Origin of the sequence: Gordonia westfalica (assembly GCF_900105725.1) — a bacterium.
In the GTDB taxonomy this organism is placed as follows: Bacteria; Actinomycetota; Actinomycetes; order Mycobacteriales; family Mycobacteriaceae; genus Gordonia; species Gordonia westfalica.
Genome location: NZ_FNLM01000034.1, coordinates 2,780,159 through 2,796,504 on the forward strand (window position 1 = coordinate 2,780,159; position 16,346 = coordinate 2,796,504).

General features: G+C 67.4%; 15 protein-coding genes. 5 read left to right on the forward strand and 10 right to left on the reverse strand.

What is annotated here, in order from left to right:
• The first annotated feature begins 125 nt into the window (after positions 1-125).
• Positions 126-425 carry a hypothetical protein gene (locus BLU62_RS18005; protein WP_074851159.1) on the forward strand — a complete coding sequence of 100 codons (300 nt, stop codon included), beginning with the start codon at positions 126-128 and terminating at the stop codon, positions 423-425.
• Positions 426-703: 278 nt separating this feature from the next.
• On the opposite strand, the gene BLU62_RS18010 is transcribed toward BLU62_RS18005, so the two are convergent.
• From BLU62_RS18010 to BLU62_RS18035, 6 genes are all read right to left on the reverse strand, one after another.
• On the reverse strand, positions 704-1,849 hold the full coding sequence (locus tag BLU62_RS18010) for a glycosyltransferase (RefSeq protein WP_074851160.1): 1,146 nt from the start codon (positions 1,847-1,849) through the stop codon (positions 704-706).
• Positions 1,850-1,854: 5 nt separating this feature from the next.
• Entirely contained in the window at positions 1,855-3,069 is a 1,215-nt protein-coding gene (locus BLU62_RS18015; RefSeq protein ID WP_208863643.1) for a lipopolysaccharide biosynthesis protein, read from the reverse strand.
• Positions 3,057-4,211 (reverse strand): glycosyltransferase, encoded by a 1,155-nt coding sequence (locus BLU62_RS18020; protein ID WP_244278238.1) that lies wholly within the window; start codon positions 4,209-4,211, stop codon positions 3,057-3,059. Before BLU62_RS18020 ends, BLU62_RS18015 begins: the two co-directional genes overlap by 13 nt.
• A gap of 11 nt (positions 4,212-4,222) precedes the next feature.
• Positions 4,223-4,849, reverse strand: coding sequence for an acyltransferase (locus BLU62_RS18025; protein ID WP_074851162.1), 627 nt, complete (start codon positions 4,847-4,849; stop codon positions 4,223-4,225).
• A gap of 8 nt (positions 4,850-4,857) precedes the next feature.
• Positions 4,858-6,003, reverse strand: a complete 1,146-nt coding sequence (locus tag BLU62_RS18030) for a glycosyltransferase (protein WP_167544022.1) — start codon at positions 6,001-6,003, stop codon at positions 4,858-4,860.
• 201 nt (positions 6,004-6,204) lie between these two features.
• Complete coding sequence (locus tag BLU62_RS18035) at positions 6,205-7,272, reverse strand: cellulase family glycosylhydrolase (RefSeq protein WP_208863644.1); 1,068 nt, start codon at positions 7,270-7,272, stop codon at positions 6,205-6,207.
• A gap of 221 nt (positions 7,273-7,493) precedes the next feature.
• On the opposite strand from BLU62_RS18035, the gene BLU62_RS18040 reads away from it, so the two are divergent.
• From BLU62_RS18040 to BLU62_RS18050, 3 genes are read left to right on the forward strand one after another with little or no spacing between them, the layout of a single operon-like run.
• On the forward strand, positions 7,494-8,489 hold the full coding sequence (locus BLU62_RS18040) for a GDP-mannose 4,6-dehydratase (protein ID WP_074852994.1): 996 nt from the start codon (positions 7,494-7,496) through the stop codon (positions 8,487-8,489).
• Positions 8,486-9,475: a GDP-mannose 4,6-dehydratase gene (locus BLU62_RS18045; protein ID WP_074851164.1), complete on the forward strand. Its 990-nt coding sequence runs from the start codon at positions 8,486-8,488 to the stop codon at positions 9,473-9,475. The genes BLU62_RS18040 and BLU62_RS18045 overlap by 4 nt, the downstream gene beginning before the upstream one ends.
• The gene (locus tag BLU62_RS18050) at positions 9,472-10,998 is read left to right on the forward strand and encodes a sugar transferase (RefSeq protein ID WP_074851165.1); all 1,527 of its coding nucleotides are present in this window, start codon (positions 9,472-9,474) and stop codon (positions 10,996-10,998) included. Before BLU62_RS18045 ends, BLU62_RS18050 begins: the two co-directional genes overlap by 4 nt.
• 88 nt (positions 10,999-11,086) lie before the next feature.
• Here the strand turns inward: BLU62_RS18050 and BLU62_RS18055 are convergent, their stop codons facing one another.
• The 4 genes from BLU62_RS18055 to BLU62_RS18070 are packed head-to-tail and all read right to left on the reverse strand — an operon-like array spanning position 11,087 to position 15,715.
• Positions 11,087-11,983, reverse strand: coding sequence for a sialate O-acetylesterase (locus BLU62_RS18055; protein WP_074852995.1), 897 nt, complete (start codon positions 11,981-11,983; stop codon positions 11,087-11,089).
• A gap of 5 nt (positions 11,984-11,988) precedes the next feature.
• Positions 11,989-13,212: a lipase family protein gene (locus BLU62_RS18060; protein ID WP_074851166.1), complete on the reverse strand. Its 1,224-nt coding sequence runs from the start codon at positions 13,210-13,212 to the stop codon at positions 11,989-11,991.
• Positions 13,209-14,474, reverse strand: coding sequence for an acyltransferase family protein (locus BLU62_RS18065; protein WP_074851167.1), 1,266 nt, complete (start codon positions 14,472-14,474; stop codon positions 13,209-13,211). The genes BLU62_RS18060 and BLU62_RS18065 overlap by 4 nt, the downstream gene beginning before the upstream one ends.
• A complete protein-coding gene (locus BLU62_RS18070; protein WP_244278240.1) occupies positions 14,471-15,715 on the reverse strand; it encodes an alpha/beta fold hydrolase in 1,245 nt (414 codons plus the stop codon). Before BLU62_RS18070 ends, BLU62_RS18065 begins: the two co-directional genes overlap by 4 nt.
• Positions 15,716-15,876: 161 nt before the next feature.
• Here BLU62_RS18070 and BLU62_RS32900 point away from each other — a divergent pair, with 161 nt between their 5' ends.
• Positions 15,877-16,191, forward strand: a complete 315-nt coding sequence (locus BLU62_RS32900; protein ID WP_159441561.1) for a hypothetical protein — start codon at positions 15,877-15,879, stop codon at positions 16,189-16,191.
• Positions 16,192-16,346 lie beyond the last annotated feature (155 nt).

The following is a 16,346-nucleotide window of genomic DNA, read 5'->3' on the forward strand; positions in this document are numbered from 1 at the left end:
CTGATCCCCCCGGCCCGCACAGCGGTGCCATCACCGAAATCCGGGGGCCCCGTATCCCCGAAAACGAATCAACAAATCTGGAATTCTCGAAGAGGAATCCTAATCGCGAGGTGGACATGGCCCGAATGGGCATGTCCCTGGAGAAGATCGGCGTCGCCGGAGAATTCGTCGTCAGCGGATTCAGCACGGCGGCTTCCAGCATGAGGGAATTCAGCACGGTGGAATTCAACGCCCTGCCTCACCACTCACCATGCGCCGTCCTCGTCACGTCCGACCGCTGTCACCTGTACGCCAGAACCGGCCGTGACCACAGCGGCACGCCGGGTCCTGTCGGCACCGTCTTCTCCAGCAACCGCCTGACACAAAACGTCCTTGCCGATCACCGTCTCCGGTGCCATCATCCGAGCATACAATCGCCGGAATGACCTCGGTCACACCAGTGTGCCGTAGGCGAATGCCGTTGGATCACCGCGCGGATAGCCAAGAGCCTATGGGACGGGTTGATGCCTCACAACTCGGGGGGACCCCGGGATAATCGGCAAACGACCCGATATCGCCGAATCAACCAGATGCCAATCACGTGAGCACGCAAAAACAATTCACCATTTCGCTTGATTCACTTTCTCGTAAGCGTGGCAAACTGTTGCGAAAATCGGGCAGACGGCTGTCGGCCATTCGAGCGACACCACTCCATCCGCTGACGTCAATGGTCGACCGGAACCGGCCCCCGACTCAGAAGTGTTTCGACGGCCTGATGGGGAATGCGCTGCTCCCACCGTTCCGCATTCGCCTCGAAAATCCGCGCGCCCTCTTTCCGCGCCAGATCGGCGTCGAGCAGAAACGCGCGCGCACGTTCGACGAACTCGTCGGGATCGTCGTAGGCCGTCAGCCCGAAGACCGGTTCGAGTGAACCGATGGCGGCGGTGGTGCCCACCACGGGCAGACCACGGCCGGCGGCGTCGAGGAGTTTCACCCGGACCCCGCCCCCGGTCCGGATGGGGGCGACGAGCGCACGGCAGGTGCCGAGGAACGCGTCGAGGTCCTCCACGAAGCCGATGTCACGGACGCCGTCGGGCAGCGGCGGCGGTGTCGCGCCCGGTTTGGGTGCGCCGACGATGCACAGCTCGGCGTCCGAGATGCCCTGCGCGATGCGCGGCCACAGGCGGAGGATCTCCAGGAAGCCCTCCTGATTCGGCGGCCAGTCCCGGGTTCCCATGAACACCAGTCGCGGTACATCGGCATCGGCGCCGGCGCGCGTCCCGGGCGGCAGGGTGAGATCGATCCAGCGGGCACTCGAGCACCCGCGCTCCCGGTAGAACTGCGCCTCCTCGAGGTCGTAGGTGCCGATCGCCGACGCGCTGCGCGCCACCCGGAGTTCATCGGACAGGATGCGCTTCGCCTCGAGGATCCCCGGCACTCCGCGCGTGAGCCGCCACACCAGGGATTCCGAGTTGACCGTGTTGATCACCAGTTCGCTGCGATCCACCTGCGTCGAGCGCAGGTACGACTCGGCCATGTACGAGTGCTCCGCGAGGAAGACGTCACCGTCGAGGTCGTCGAGGGTGCGGACCAGGTCGTCGGTGTCGAACCGGACGTGGCACACGCTCCGCCGGGTCCGCACGCTGTTGCCGATCAGCGCCGGGAGTCGCACAGGCGGCTTCGGCACCCGGATCACCCTGCCGTCGGCCGAGATCCGCGGAGCGTCGCCGGTGGCGAGATGGTTGGAGAGACACACGGCCCGTAGGTCGAACGATTCCGCCGCGATGTCGAAGATCACCCGGGCCAGGGCCACGTCGCCGCCGTGGTCGTGTTCGATGTCCTTGGCCATCATGAACGTCACCGTCGTCATACGCCTCACCCCTGTCTTGCGGTTTCGTCTTCTCCGGTGACGAGCCCTTCGGGCCGCACCGACCGAACATAGATCGCGAACAGGATCGCGTCGGTGACCACCGACGCGGTCGCCGCTCCCACCGCACCGAAAACTGCCAGCGCGCAGACCAACCCGAGCTTGACCGGGACCAGTACGGCGGCCGCGGCGCTACGTACCACATCGCGTCGCTGCACATAGAGCACCGTCGTCAGCACGTTGTTCATCACACGCAGTGCGACGAACAACGAGATCACCACCAGCGCCCAGGCGAGCTCGGATGAGTACGGGGTGGCGAGCAGGACGAACCCGGCCACCATCACCAGCGCCGAGGTCGCGACCGCCATGATCACCACATGTTTCACCGGCGGACCCGCGGTGACCGCGCCACCGGCGGCACGCAACTGCTCGTGGTAGGTCCCGGCGAGCGACATCCCGACCTGGCCGGCCGCCCAGCCGACCGTGCTCGCGATCGCGAAGTACCCCGCCACATCGGAATCGGTCACCGCTCCCAGCAGCAGGATGTCGCCCTGCATGTAGAGCGCGTTCGCGAGATGCTCCCCGAACAGGATCGCGATCAGGCGAACCGAGCCGGGGACGCCCGGGCGGGTACGCGGGACAAGCGTCGCGGCGTACACGGCGATGACGAGATACGGTGCGAGATAACAGAAACTCGCCGTCTCGAGATCTGCCGACGGTACGAACTGCAGGTAGCCGACGGCCATTGCGATGCTCGCGACCTGCCGCGTGGTGTCGAATCGCATCACCCGATCGGGGTGGCCGTCGCGCAGCGCGCGGCTCTTGACCGCGTTGAACGCGATCTCACCACCCGCGACGATCAGGGCGAACCACACCAGATACGGCGCAGCCACACACAACGCACCCACGACCATCAGACCGAGCCCCAACAGGATTCGCGTCACCCGCTCCGCCGCGAACGCATCCTCCGCCTCGCGGATGGCCCGCACGGCGAACGGATTGTCCAGGGGCGCCGCGATGATCGCGCCGAGCGCGAAGGCCATCGCGTACTGCCCGTAGGCGCCGATGCCGAGATGAAAGGTGAGGGCGATGGTCCAGCCCAGACCCGCGGCTCGTCCGCCGTAGGTCCACCCGGCAGCGACGAGCGCCTTGACCAGGTTGCGTCGGTCGTCGACCGGGGCCGCCTTCTCCTCGGTGTCGGTCGCGCCGCTCAGGCCCGACACAGCGACCTCGCCCAGGTCTCGAGGTAACCGCCGACGACCTCGTCGGGTTCGCGCACCTCGCGCATCGCCTTCAGCGCCTCGGCCATCTCGGACAGGCGGTCTCGGGATTCGACGAGATCCGCGGCGGCCTTCGCCAACTCACCCACCGTCTCGTCTTCGGTGCGTCCGTCGTCGTCGACGACGCGAACGCCGCCTTCGGCCCGGAGCTCACCGAGCGCACCATGACCGGTGCACACGACCGGGGTGAGATGTGCGATCGCGTCGGTGACGACACTCGAACCGGGGAACGCCTCGCCGTAGGGACTGCGCGCACCGTAGGGCACGATGAGTGCCCGGATGGAGGAGAAATAGGCGGGAAGGTCCGCGTCGTCGACGCCGCCCAGGATCTCCACACCGTCGATGGCGGGCAACGCTTCGGTCCCGCGGCCGGCGATCCGGATGACGATGTCGTCGGGAAGCAGACCCCGGAGTCGTTCGACGTGCTCGAAACCCTTTCCGCGGTAGACCAGTCCGAACAGTCCGACCGCTTTCGGCCGGTCCGGGGCGGACACCACCTCACCGCGGCTCCACACCGGCATGTGGGCATGCCGCACCGTCGTGTCCGGATAGGCACGGAGCAGCGATCGGACCCCGGCATCGCTCATGGCGAAGAGCGTGCGAGATCCGGCCACCCTCCGCTCGACCGCACGGGAGAGCGTCCGGAGCGGGAAATGCACGGCGTGGTTGAGCAGCTTGCGCTGCTCGAGGAACGCGACGCGCCCCGGCCACCAGACGAGCCCGGGCGGATCGTGGACGGTCGCACTCACCAGGACATCACGTCGGCGACGTTCGAGTCCGGCCGTGGGCCAGAAGGATTCGACCGAGCCGCCGGAGAACTCACCGTGCACGACGACCGGACGGCCGTCCGCGGTGTCGATGAGCTCGATGATCGCCCGCCGCCGAGCGCGCAGTTCGGCAACCGTGTCGGTTCCCGGCCGCGGGTGCCGGACCTCGTGGAAGTCCGCGACACGAGGGCGCAGCATGCCCGCGAACACCTCCGAATAGGCGCCGACTCCGCCGGCAGCCCTCTCGGCGGCGACGTAGATCAGACGAACCCCGTCCAGGTCCGTCGCCCCCGGCTTCCCGACCGGCCCTGCTGCCATCTGTCCGGCCATCAGTAGAAGAGCGGCCGGTACTTCGGCCGGTAACGCAACGCCGACTCGGGTCGCTTGGAGATCGTCTTGGCCGGCACACCGCCGACGATGTCGAGATCGTCGACGTCCCTGCTGACGAGCGCGCACGCGGCGACCACGGCACCCCGTCCGATGCTCACTCCGCTCACGACGGTGGCGCGGCTGGCGATCCACGCGTGGTCACCGATGTACACCGGCTCGAGAATCGCCTCGAACTCCGGACTCGCCGGGTCGTGCTTTCCGGCGATGATCTGGGTGTCACTCGCGATCACCACGTTGTCACCGATGCAGATGCCCGATCGTGCGTCGAACAGGACGCGGAACCCGATGGAGCACGCCTCGCCGATCCGGATCTGATCGATGTCGAAGACCTGACAGCCGCGCAGGATCGAGGTGTCCTTACCGATCTTCGCGCCGAACGCGCGGAGGAATCCCTGCCGGACGGTATGAGACGGGATGTAGGTGATGATGTTGTTGTACAGCAGGATTCCGACACGGTTCTTCGCCTTGGCGATCGTCGAGATCTCGGTGAAGGTGTACCGGGGGTGGAAATCCGCGCGCTGCGGAACCGTCGGTCCGGCTGGTCCCGCCGCCGGCGGTGTCGTCATTTCGGTACTCACGTTCGCTCCGCTCCTCTCGCGACCACTGCCTCGGACACGAGGTTCTTGATCTCCTTGATGAATGTCTCCTCGCCGAAGCGGGCGACGTGCGCCTTGATCTGTTCGGCATCCCATTCGCGCGTGGCGATCTCGGCGACGGCGGCCCGGATGCTCCTCGGGTCGGGTGCGTCGAAGAACACTCCGTTGACGCCTTCGGCGATGGTGTCGAGGAAACCACCCCAGCGCAGTACGGCGCACGGTTTGCCCCGCATGCCGCCCTCCAGTGGGGTCAGTCCGTAGTCCTCGTAGCTGGCCGCGACCACTGCGGTACAGTTGTCGTACAACCAGCCCATCTCGGCATCGGTGAGGTCGCTCAGCATGGTCACGTTCTCGGGCTTGGTTGCGCGCAACCGCTCCGCCTCGGGCCCGCGACCCACGACCACCAGATGATCGTCCGTACCACGGAAGGCGTCGATCACCGCGTCGACGTTCTTGTACGCCAGCAGGCGTGAGACACACAGATGGAACGGGCGTACCGGAATCCCGGCGGGCGCATCCGCCATCCCGGACGGCGCGAGGGGCGGGAGCACCGGTGCCGAGACCACCGTCGAATCGAGGCCGTACGTCGCCTCGATGCGGTCGCGGACCGCACTCGAGATCGCCAGGTAGCGGTCGCACTCGTGCGCGGCCGCCCGGTCCCAGCGGCGTAGGGCCGGCCCGAGCAGTCGGATCGCGAGTTTCTTGACCGTACTGGAGGACTCACCGAGGTAGACATCGGTCTGATAGAGCCAGCGCGCCGGCGAGTAGCAGTAGACCAGCTTGTACCCGGAGGTGTCGAAGCCGTGCGCCCAGCCGCTCGAACTCACCACCACGATGTCGGCGTCGATGCGCATCCGCGAGGCTGCAAACGGCAGTACCGGCAGGGCCGACCGGTGGTCGGTACGCAGTGCCGCAACACGATTCACCGGTGAGGTGATGATCGTCTTGTCCCGGAACTCCTCATAGGTCTGATCCGGCTCGTACAAGAGCGTGTAGATAGGGGCGTCCGGAAACGCCCTGCTGAGGGACAGGACGACCTTCTCCGCCCCGCCCCGCTGGGTCAGATAGTCGTGGGCGATCGCCACTCTCGGCATCTTCTCCACGACGAGCCCAGCATCCATCATGTGCACCAAAGAACCACTTCTCCCCCGACGAATTTCGAGAAGAATTCTCGTGAATGACGAGTGCACGCACTCGCGCGGACCCCGATGTCCGCTCGAAAGGAGATCGTAATGTGGAAACGCCCGCTCCGCGCGGCGTGCTCGCGATATGTGAGCTCGCCGACGCGGAACGGGCGTGAGAATGTGCCACGGACAGTGGCGGTGTCAGACCGCTCCCAGGACGCTTGCCGCGTACTTCGGAGTCCAGTCGTGTTTGTAGATGGCACCGAAATTCTGTTCGCGATCGGCCAGATTGGTACCGGTGTCCCGGATGCTGTAGATGAACGTCGGGCCGACGAATCCCGCCGAGACGGCGAAGCCCATCACATCGGTGATCTGTTTGGCCTGTTCCCATTCCGAGACCGCGTCGGCCGCCGTGCCGGTGGGAGCGCCGAGTTCGGTGAACCAGATCTTCTTCGCGCCGTCCCCGCGCGCGATCATCAGGTTGCGCACCGCCGGGATGTCGGTGACGGCGTTCTCCGGGTTGGCGTACAGGCCGCCGGGGAAGACGTACGGGTGCATCGCGAGCGCGTCGAAGCTGCCCTTGGCGCCGGCGTTGTACATGGCGGTGACGAAGTTCGGCGGCGAGTTCCAGCCGCCGGAACGCGCCAGACCTGCAGCGATGACGGTCGAACCCCACTGCGCCGACTTGATAGTGCTGTAGGCGGCCTTCAGGAGGGAGGTGTACCGGGCGGCGTCGACCGTCCACCCGAAGAAGATGGGCAGATTCGGCTCATTCCAGATCTGGTAGTTCGTGACCTTGCTTCCGTACCGCGCGATGAATTTCTTCAAGAAGGCGCTCAGGTCGGAATTGTTCGTCGGCGGGGCGGTGAAGAAGGTTCCGGCCGGCCGGGACCAGGGCGGCGACGACACCACATTCGCGAGGACCTTGAGCCCGCGGGCACGCGCCGCATTGATGATCCGGTCCGGTGTGGACCAGTTGTAGGAGTTCTTGGCCGCCTCGATCGAGTTCCAGTCGACCGTGACCCGCAGCCAGGTCGCCTTGGTCCGCTTCACCGCGTCGAGTTCGCGGCCGAGGTCGGCATCGTTGAGCCACAACAGTCCTGAGCCGCCGGCGAAGCCGAACCCGGCCGTGGTGACGGGGACCGCCGCCTCGGTGGGGCCGGCCGCGCTTCCGGAACCCAACCAGCCCGGGGAGGAAGGGGCGGAGCTCGCGGATCCGGCGACACTTCCACCGATCGCGAGTCCGAGCACCAGAGAGATGCTCACCACAAAGGCAGAGAGTAAATGGGTTCTCGATAGGCGGAAATGCCGGGGTGATCGTATTCTCATGGCGCAGAGAGTACCGCCAAGTTCGGGGACCCACATGGGTGGCGGGATCCGGACGAGGCTGTGCTCGCAGCTTTACATGCATCTGGTCGGGGAATCAGTGCGTGTTCGAAAGTCGGTGAAACGACACGGATGTCGTTCGCCTCGCGCTGGGAGAATTGTCGATGAAATCTGCATTGATCACCGGTATCACCGGACAGGACGGCCTCTACCTCGCCGAACTCCTGCATTCGAAGGGTTACCGGGTCGTGGGACTCGTTCGGGGACAGAACAACCCGAAGGCCGCGCGCCTCGCCGAGTCGCATCCGTACGTCGACATCGTCAGCGGGAATCTGCTCGATCTGTCGAGCCTGATGCGGGCCATGACCTATGCGAATCCGGATGAGGTCTACAACCTCGGTGCCGTCTCGTTCGTCGCCTACTCGTGGCAGAACGCCCGACTGACGAGCGACGTGACCGGTACGGGCGTACTGAACATGCTCGAAGCGGTTCGTCTGCACCAGGATACGACCGGCAGGGACATCCGGTACTACCAGGCGTCGAGCTCCGAGATGTTCGGCAAGGTGCAGGAGGTACCCCAGCGCGAGTCGACGCTGCTGTGGCCGCGTTCGCCGTACGGTGTGAGCAAGGTCTTCGGCCACTACATGACCATCAACTACCGCGAGTCCTACGGCATGCACGCCAGCTCCGGAATCCTGTTCAACCACGAGTCGCCGCGTCGGGGCCCGGAGTTCGTGACCCGCAAGGTCACCCAGGCCGTCGCCCGCATCGCACTCGGCACCGACGACTCGATCGCACTGGGAAACCTGGATGCACAGCGCGACTGGGGCTTTGCCGGCGACTACGTCCGCGCCATGTGGATGATGCTGCAGCAGGACATCGCCGACGACTACGTCATCTCCACCGGCGAGACACACTCCATCCGTGAGTTGCTCGACGTCGCGTTCAAGGTCGTGGGCATCGACGACTGGGAGCATCTCGTCCGCATCGACCCCCGCTTCTTCCGCCCCGCCGAGGTCGATCTCCTCATCGGCGACAGCACCAAGGCCCGTGAACTCCTCGGCTGGAAGCCCGCGGTCGGCTTCACCGAGCTGATCACGATGATGGTCGAGGCAGATCTCGACATCGAATCGAAGAAGCTGGCCGGCAAGGTCGCATGACCCCGCCACGTGCCCTTGTCACCGGCGCGAACGGGCAGGACGGGCACCTGCTGATCGAGGAATTGGTCACGAGGGGTTGGGATGTCATCGCCTTGGTACGACCCGGCCGCGCGGTGGGTCGTGCGTCCGGTGGCAACGTGGTGATGAGCCCGGTCGACCTCGCCGACCCGGAATCGACGCGCCGCGTGATCACCGACCACGCCCCCGATCACATCTTCCACCTCGGCGCCGTGTCCTCGGTGTCGGAGAGCTGGCATGATCCGCTGACCACCGCCCGGGTGACCGCGATGTCGACCGTCGCGATACTCGAGGCGGCGTCGGCGCTCGACGACCTGGGCCAGCGCGTCCACGTCGTGAACGCCTCCAGCGCCGAGATCTTCGCCGGTTCGACGACCACCCCCCAGGACGAGACCACGCCGATCGCCCCGGCGTCGCCCTACGGGGCGGCGAAGGCGTACGGCCACACCATGGCCGGGGTTGCGAGATCGAAAGGACTGGAGGTGGCCAACGCCATCCTCTACCCGCACGAATCCCCCTTGCGCTCCACCCGTTTCGTCACCCGGAAGATCACCGCCGGCGTGGCCGCGATCGCGGCCGGGAGCACCGAACCACTTGTGTTGGGCAACCTCGACGCGCGTCGCGACTGGGGGTGGGCAGGGGACCACGTGTCCGCCATGATCACCCTCGCCGAGAACCGGGCGAACGACGACTACGTGATCGCGACCGGCGAATCCCACAGCGTCGGAGAGTTTGTCGCGACCGCTTTCGAGGTGGCCGGTATCTCGTCGTGGGAACACCTCGTGACCACCGATCCGTCCTTCGTGCGTCCGGCGGATGGCGTCGACCTCGTGGGTGATCCCCGCAAGATCGGCGACGAGTTCGGCTGGCGGCCGACGACCAGGTTCGCGGAAGTGGTCGAGGCAATGGTCCGGCACGACCTCGCTCTTGTGGGCGCGGACGAATCCCGGCGGGCGGCAATCGCATGACCTCGGCTCGCGACACGATCCCGGCGGATTCGGGGTCGGGGTTCCCGGGCGGATCACGACGCCTGATCGCCTTGCGCCGTAGGCAATCACGATCGCGATCATGGGTTCCGCGGTACACCAGAGCTCTCTGGTGCACCGATCTGGTCGTCGTGGTCGCCTCGGTGGCCCTGGCCCAGCGGCTCCGGTTCGGCCCCAGCGGTTCTCTCCATTCGGCCGCCGCGGTCCACATCCCGTCGATTCTCGTGTCCGCGGCACTGATCGTCGTCTGGATGGCCGCCCTCGCCGCCTTCCAGACCTACGACCGGCGGATCTTCGGCTCCGGCCCCCAGGAGTACAGCCGGGTCGTCACCGCATGCTTCGCGGTCTTCGGCGGACTGGCCATCGTCGACCTCCTCGGCGGACTGAACATCGCGCGGGGGTACCTGGCGCTCGCCCTCCCGATGGGGACCATCACCTTGTTGCTGGGCCGGAACGTATTCCGGCGGCTCCTCGCACGGGCGAGAATCTCCGGCAGGCATCGTGAGTCGGTGCTGATGGTCGGCGGTGTCGAGTCGGTCCGGCCGACCGTTCGGCGCCTGGCGGCCGCGGCCCCGCTCGGGTACCAGGTCGTCGGCGCCTGCCTGCCGCCCGGGCATCGTGGCACCCACGCGGAGATCGACGTCGACGGCGCGGCGGTCCCGGTCCTCGGAGATTTCGACGACGTCCTCGCCGCCGTCGGGGCGTCGGGTGCGACCACGGTGGCCGTCACCTCGGCCGATGCCCTCGGGCACCAGGCGATGCAGGACCTGTCCTGGAACCTGCACGGACTCGACGTCGACATGGTCGTCGCGCCCGGCGTCACAGACGTCACCGGCCCACGGATGATGCTGCGGCCGGTGGCCGGTTTGCCACTGCTGCACATCGATCACCCGCGCTACGAGGCGGCGACCCGATTCCGCAAGGCCGCTCTCGATCGCTGCGGTGCAGCGCTTCTCCTTCTCGCACTGTCCCCCGTCTTCCTGATCGTCGGCGTCGCGGTGGTCGTCGACTCCGGCTTCCCGGTCTTCTACCGCGCCGACCGGGTCGGACTGGGGAACAAGAACTTCCGCATGTGGAAGTTCCGGTCCATGGTCATCGGCGCAGACCGGATGCGCGGCGGTCTCGGCGACCGCGACGACGGCGCCGGCCTGCTGTTCAAGGTTCACGACGATCCGCGGGTCACCCGGGTCGGCAAGGTGATCCGCGCCTACAGCCTCGACGAGCTCCCCCAGCTCTTCAACGTCCTGACCGGGCAGATGAGTCTGGTCGGGCCGCGCCCGCCGCTGCCCGAGGAGGTGGAGAAGTACGACGGCCGGGTCGCACGGCGGATGCTCGTCAAACCCGGCATGACCGGGCTGTGGCAGGTCTCCGGACGATCCGACCTCTCCTGGGAGGAGTCGGTCCGGCTGGACCTGTCCTACGTCGAGAACTGGACCATCATGCAGGATCTGACGATCCTGTGGCGCACCGCCCGAGCTGTGGTTGCGAAGGACGGCGCCTACTGAGCCCCGGGCACCCCCGCATCCCGGCAGGATCGCCACTTCGGACCGGAATCGCGCGCTCCACCAAGCGATTCCGAGACCGAAGTGGCGATCACTCGCTGTGGGAAGGGCCGGCGAGATCCCGATAGGCCTCGAACATCGCGCGTCCGAGCTCGCGCTGCCCGGCGGAGTTGTAGTGGATCGTCTCCCCCGGGTTGTGCATGCCGTCCGGTCCCGGCACGTGTGCGCACGCCGAGTGCCGGTCGGGTGTGGTGGCGTGCACCGCGGCGATGTCCGGATACTTCGGGTGTCCGGTCGCGATCTCCTCGGGCACCATCTGGCCGAGGATGAACGGTACCTCGCCGAAATTGTCTCGGAGACCGATGATCAGCGCGTCCAGGCGATCCCGGTAGACGTCGGGCGGCGTCAGCGGGACGTCGCTCTCGCCCTGGTGCCACAGGATCGCGGCGAGCCGGGAACCGCTGCCGGCGGCCGCGAGGGCATTGCCGATCTGCCGTACGGCGAGGTCGTACAGATTGACGCGCGCAGTGCGGTTCGCCGGATCCCAGCTGTAGCCGTTCTTCTGATGGAACGACGTGTCGCCGCGAGCCGACGGGACCAGCAGCACTGCCTCACCGGTGTGGTCGGCCAGCAGGGAACCGAACGTCGTCGCGAATCCGGCCCCGGCACCGGGGATCTCGTGGAGCAATGGGTCCTCGGCCTGCAGTATCCGTCCGCGCCGCCGGCCGCATCCCGGCCACTGGTGGACCCGCCGATCCGGCTGGACGGGAAGTGCACCGACCCCGGACATTCCGGCACCATGCGCATTCGACTGCCCGAGAACCGCGACGACCGAGTAGCGATCGGCCGGTTCGACCACGGTTCCCGCGGCGAGTAGTCGTTTCACCATGTCCTTCGCGCGGATGATCCGCTGGGCCCTGGCCGGTGCGTCCCCGTGGATTCGCAGGTCGGACTCCGAGATCTTCTGACCCGTCGTGGGTTCGTGCATGACGTTCACCTCTCCGAGCAGGTCGACGCTGCCGGTTCCCCGGCGAAGCGGGCCGAGATCCACGGCAGCAGTGCGGCCGCGTCCACATCTGGGTGCCCGCGGTCCTCTTGGTAGTCGACGGTCACCGAATCACCGACCTCACAGGCCCGTTCGACGAACGCCGCGGTCCATTCCGCGTCGATGAACGTGTCCCGGCCGCCGTAGAGGACGTACATCGGCACCGGTGTCGGGGCCACCGGTACGGCATATCCGGCGAGGATCTCCGACAACCTGTACGCGGACTCCGGCGTGCCGGGACCGATGTCGCGCGGCGCCAGCGACTCGGCCGCCTGCGCCCGGCCCGCGACTGCCGGTCCCGTACAGGCGGACAACGTATCCCACGCCGCCACCGCCGCCCCTCGCCGGTAGTCGTCGAGCCGCACCGCCGGGTCGCGACGAGACCACGCCTCGACGATCCACTGCAGCATGAGCTGCTGGTCACCGGTGATCGTGCCGTCCCGGGACTTCTCGACCACACCGGCGATGTCCGCGGCCGGGACCATCGCGGCCGCACCGAGCATCGCCAGACCTCGGCCGTACTCGGGTGCCGCCATCGCGGCGGCCAGAACGGCTCCGCCACCCTGGGATCCGCCGTAGGCGACCCACTTCTCGGAGGCGTAGGGCAACACCGCCCGCAGCGCCCGCACGGAATCGATCACGTTCATACCCGCGGTCCGGGCGTCGAGATACGGGTGCACTCCCGGACTGCCGAGGCCCTGGTAATCGGGCAGTGCCACCACGAAACCCGCCTTGACGAGCCCGTGTGCGAGTTCGCCGAGACCGTACATCCCGGCGGCGACGGAGGGTGCGCACGGTTCGTCGATGCCGGTGGTGCCGTGCGCGAACGCCACGACCGGCCGCGTCCGACCGGCGTCGGGTTCCGGACCGGTGACCACCAGTCCACTGACGACGGTGGGTTCTCCCGAGTTCGCATCCGTGGACCAGTACGTCACCCGGATCGCGCGGACGTCGTCGAGACGTGCCGAGATCGGCAGCGAGTCGGTGTATTCGGCCGACACCACCTTCCCGGGGCCCTCGACGATCGCGAACGGCACCGGTCCGTCCGCGGGGTCCCGGACCACGTCGACGAGACGGACACCCGAGATCACCACGACCAGCATGACCGTGTGCGTCACCAGCGCGAGCGGTATCGCGACGAGGAGGGGATGCCGGCGGACGAAGCCGATCATCGCCGGCGCATCCTCCTGGCCACCACCATCGCGGGCTGCTCGATGTATCGATAGGTGATGCTCGCGAACACGAGGCTGACCGCGCCGACGAGCAGGACGTTGACGATGAGACCCGTCACCGAATCACCCTGCAGCAGTCCGAGTCTGCCGATCACGATCATCAGCGGGAAATGCCAGAGGTAGATGCTCAGCGAGATCCGTCCGCTGTAGTCGAGCGGCTTCCAGTCCAGGACGGTGGCCAGCCTGCCCTCCTGGCCTGCGGCCAGCGGCAGCACGATGATCAGGATGAACAGCGCAGACGACAGCGCCGTGAAGGTCGACTGATACGACGAGCCGGCCGCGATCAGCACCAGCATGATCAGCAACGACGGTACGAGCGCCACCGCCGATGCGATACGCAGACGCCGGGCGCCCCGCACCGAGATGTGGCCGGTGCCGACCGCGACGAACGCCGCGACGGCGAGCATGCCGAACGCGAAGTTGTCGGCGGCTGCGAAGAAACTCCGCAGGATCACGGCGACGGCGTTGGGTCCCCAGTTCTGCTCGGTCACCGCGGTGATGCCCTGGGCCTCGGCGACCCGGCCCGCGACCATCTTGCCGATCGTCCCGACCACGATCAGGATCACCGGTGGTGTCACCACGAGGATCGCGGCATGCGTTCCGAACCGCCGCCGCAGCCACCACATGGCCATCCCGAACAGCGGCAACGACAGGTAGAAGCCGAATTCCAGTGTCAGCGACCACGATGGGCTGATGCCTGTCTGGAGGTACTGCGGGAAGTAGGTCTGCGTCAGGGTCAGGTTGGCCAGGAGCATCCCCGGGTCGGTGATCATCCCCGTCCCGGTGTCCTTGCCGGCCTCACTCGCGACGAACTCGTTCACCACGAAACAAGCCTGGAGAACGTAGTTGGTGATGAGGAAGATCAGCAGGTACGCGGGGAACACCCGCAGCAGACGATGCGTCGCGTACGAACGGACGTCCGGCGGGGTCTCCCGGCCGCGGACCAGGCCCTTGACGTACGGCAGGTACAGCAGGAAGCCCGACAACGCGAAGAAGAAGATCAGTGCCTGCCCGAACAGCTGGAGGCCACAACTCGCCATCGTGTCCGGCGAATTCTGCACGGCGACATGGACGATCAGCACCGCCCAGCACGCGATGCCGCGTGGACCGTCGAGTCCGCGGATACGACCGACGGTCGGTGTCTTCTCGGGTGCGGGGACATCGACGGCGGGGACTCCCCGCCGTTCCAGGTTCTCGGTCATCCGGCTCTCTCGATCTCTGCGCATCGGTTGTAGCTCGGTTCGTCGTCGAATCGGGCGGTCAGCCAGCCCACCACCTGGCGGCCGTCGATCCCGCCGTGGTCGGCCGCCGGTTGGAACTGGGTGTGGACGACATCGCCACGGGCGCAGCCGCGCCGCACCGCCGCCGCGGTCCACCCGGACCGGACCAGCTCGTCCTTGCCGCCGTAGATCACGATGGTCGGCGCCGCTGCGGGCAGGTCGGGAACAGCGCGTTCGCGCAACAGTTCCCGCAGCTCGGTCACGGCCTCGGGCGATGTCGGTCGGAGTTCGTCGGCGCTCAGCGACTCGAGCACCTCGGCTCGCTGTGCCCCACGGGACGCCGAACACTGCGACAACTCATCCCAGGACGCGAGGACCTCGGGCCCGACGAACCGGCGCAGGTCCAGCTCCGGGTTCTCGGCGTTCAGTGCCAGCAGCAGCCAGTTGTACAGCCCGTACTGTTCGACGGTCATGGTGCCGGAGGCCGCGAGGTCGGCGAGCCCGGAGACGTCGGCGGCCGGCGACAGCGCGGCGACACCCACGAGATCGAGTTCGCTGCCGTACGTCTCGGCCAGCGCGTTGGCGGCCCACGCCGCCTGCCCGCCCTGTGAGCCACCCAGGGCTCCCCACCGGGTCCCGGTCTCCGGCACGAGATATCGGGCCGCCCGGACCGCATCGATCACGTTGCGGCCGGAGGTGCGCGCATCGAGGTACGGATGGGTCGGACGCTGCTCATCCGGATCGCCGAGGCCCTGGTAATCCGGAACGACGACGACGTAGCCCAGCTGTAGCCAGCTCGCGGCGGTGACCGCCAGGTCACCCAGATCGGACTTGAGTGTGACACCGCATTCGCCGAGTACACCGCTCGTGCCGTGCGGCAGGACGATGACCGGCCGTCCGCCTTCCGGCGCCGGACCCTTGGGCGCGAAGAACGCTCCCCACGTCTCGGTCTCCTCGCCGGTCCGGCCGTCGGTCGACACGTACTTGACACGCAGCGCCAGTTGCGAATTGGCCCGCACCCGGCGGTCGAGCAACGGCATCGTCTCGGCTGCCCGCAACGCGCCGGGTCCGGCTCCGTCGGTGTCGACGCGATACTCGACGCCTCCCGCACCGGTCGTCGGAGTGGCTTGTTCGTCGGCGTCGGATGAACAGCCGGCGACCGCGATCACCGCGGCCAGCAGCACCGACGTCATCCTGATGCGCCCGGTCGATCGTCTCCCCATCACGCTCCCCCTCCGATCGCGCCCACGAGAGGCGCACCCCGATGTGTGGCGTCTGGCGTCCGCGGGACCCGCGCCTCCGCGGATCCACGACCCGGTCACGCGCGACCTCCACGCCGATCACGAGCACCAGGCCCGCCAGCAGGCCGAGTAGCACAGCGGTCGTGATCGTGCCCCAGAACTCGGGCAGCACAGGTGAATCCGGCACCGAGGCGACGTCGATCACGTCGATCTCGTGCAACGGACCCGCGACCGGGCCGTCGCTCCACTCGAGTTCGGTCACCAGCACCCGCAGGACGTCGACCACCGCACCGGCGAGGTGTGCGGCGGACTCCCCCGTCGGACCCGTGGCCACGACGTCGAGCACGGCGCTGTCGAGGGGTGAGGTGACGGTCAGCCGCGCGCGGAGATCCTCCGGTGTGACGGCGTCGCCGAGGACCCCGGCGGCATCCGCCCGGGCCACCCGTGCCAGCACCTGATCGGACACCGCGAGCTGCACATACGACGCCGACCGCAGCTGACCGGCGAGGTCGCTGGCGCGTTCGGCACCGACGCTGGCCGGCCCCGGCGCGATGATCAGTGCGCTCGAGTGCGCCTCAAAGGTTTTCGGCATCAGCGTGTACGCACCGACGCC

Excerpts from the sequence above, each read along its gene's own strand:
- BLU62_RS18065 (WP_074851167.1), bottom strand. The coding sequence starts at position 14,474 with ATGACCGAGAACCTGGAACGGCGGGGAGTCCCCGCCGTCGATGTCCCC.
- BLU62_RS18060 (WP_074851166.1), bottom strand. The coding sequence starts at position 13,212 with ATGATCGGCTTCGTCCGCCGGCATCCCCTCCTCGTCGCGATACCGCTC.
- BLU62_RS18050 (WP_074851165.1), top strand. The coding sequence starts at position 9,472 with ATGACCTCGGCTCGCGACACGATCCCGGCGGATTCGGGGTCGGGGTTC.
- BLU62_RS18045 (WP_074851164.1), top strand. The coding sequence starts at position 8,486 with ATGACCCCGCCACGTGCCCTTGTCACCGGCGCGAACGGGCAGGACGGG.
- BLU62_RS18025 (WP_074851162.1), bottom strand. The coding sequence starts at position 4,849 with ATGACGACACCGCCGGCGGCGGGACCAGCCGGACCGACGGTTCCGCAG.
- BLU62_RS18055 (WP_074852995.1), bottom strand. The coding sequence starts at position 11,983 with ATGCACGAACCCACGACGGGTCAGAAGATCTCGGAGTCCGACCTGCGA.
- BLU62_RS18005 (WP_074851159.1), top strand. The coding sequence starts at position 126 with ATGGGCATGTCCCTGGAGAAGATCGGCGTCGCCGGAGAATTCGTCGTC.
- BLU62_RS18010 (WP_074851160.1), bottom strand. The coding sequence starts at position 1,849 with ATGACGACGGTGACGTTCATGATGGCCAAGGACATCGAACACGACCAC.
- BLU62_RS18030 (WP_167544022.1), bottom strand. The coding sequence starts at position 6,003 with ATGATGGATGCTGGGCTCGTCGTGGAGAAGATGCCGAGAGTGGCGATC.
- BLU62_RS18040 (WP_074852994.1), top strand. The coding sequence starts at position 7,494 with ATGAAATCTGCATTGATCACCGGTATCACCGGACAGGACGGCCTCTAC.
- BLU62_RS18070 (WP_244278240.1), bottom strand. The coding sequence starts at position 15,715 with ATGGGGAGACGATCGACCGGGCGCATCAGGATGACGTCGGTGCTGCTG.
- BLU62_RS18020 (WP_244278238.1), bottom strand. The coding sequence starts at position 4,211 with ATGGCAGCAGGGCCGGTCGGGAAGCCGGGGGCGACGGACCTGGACGGG.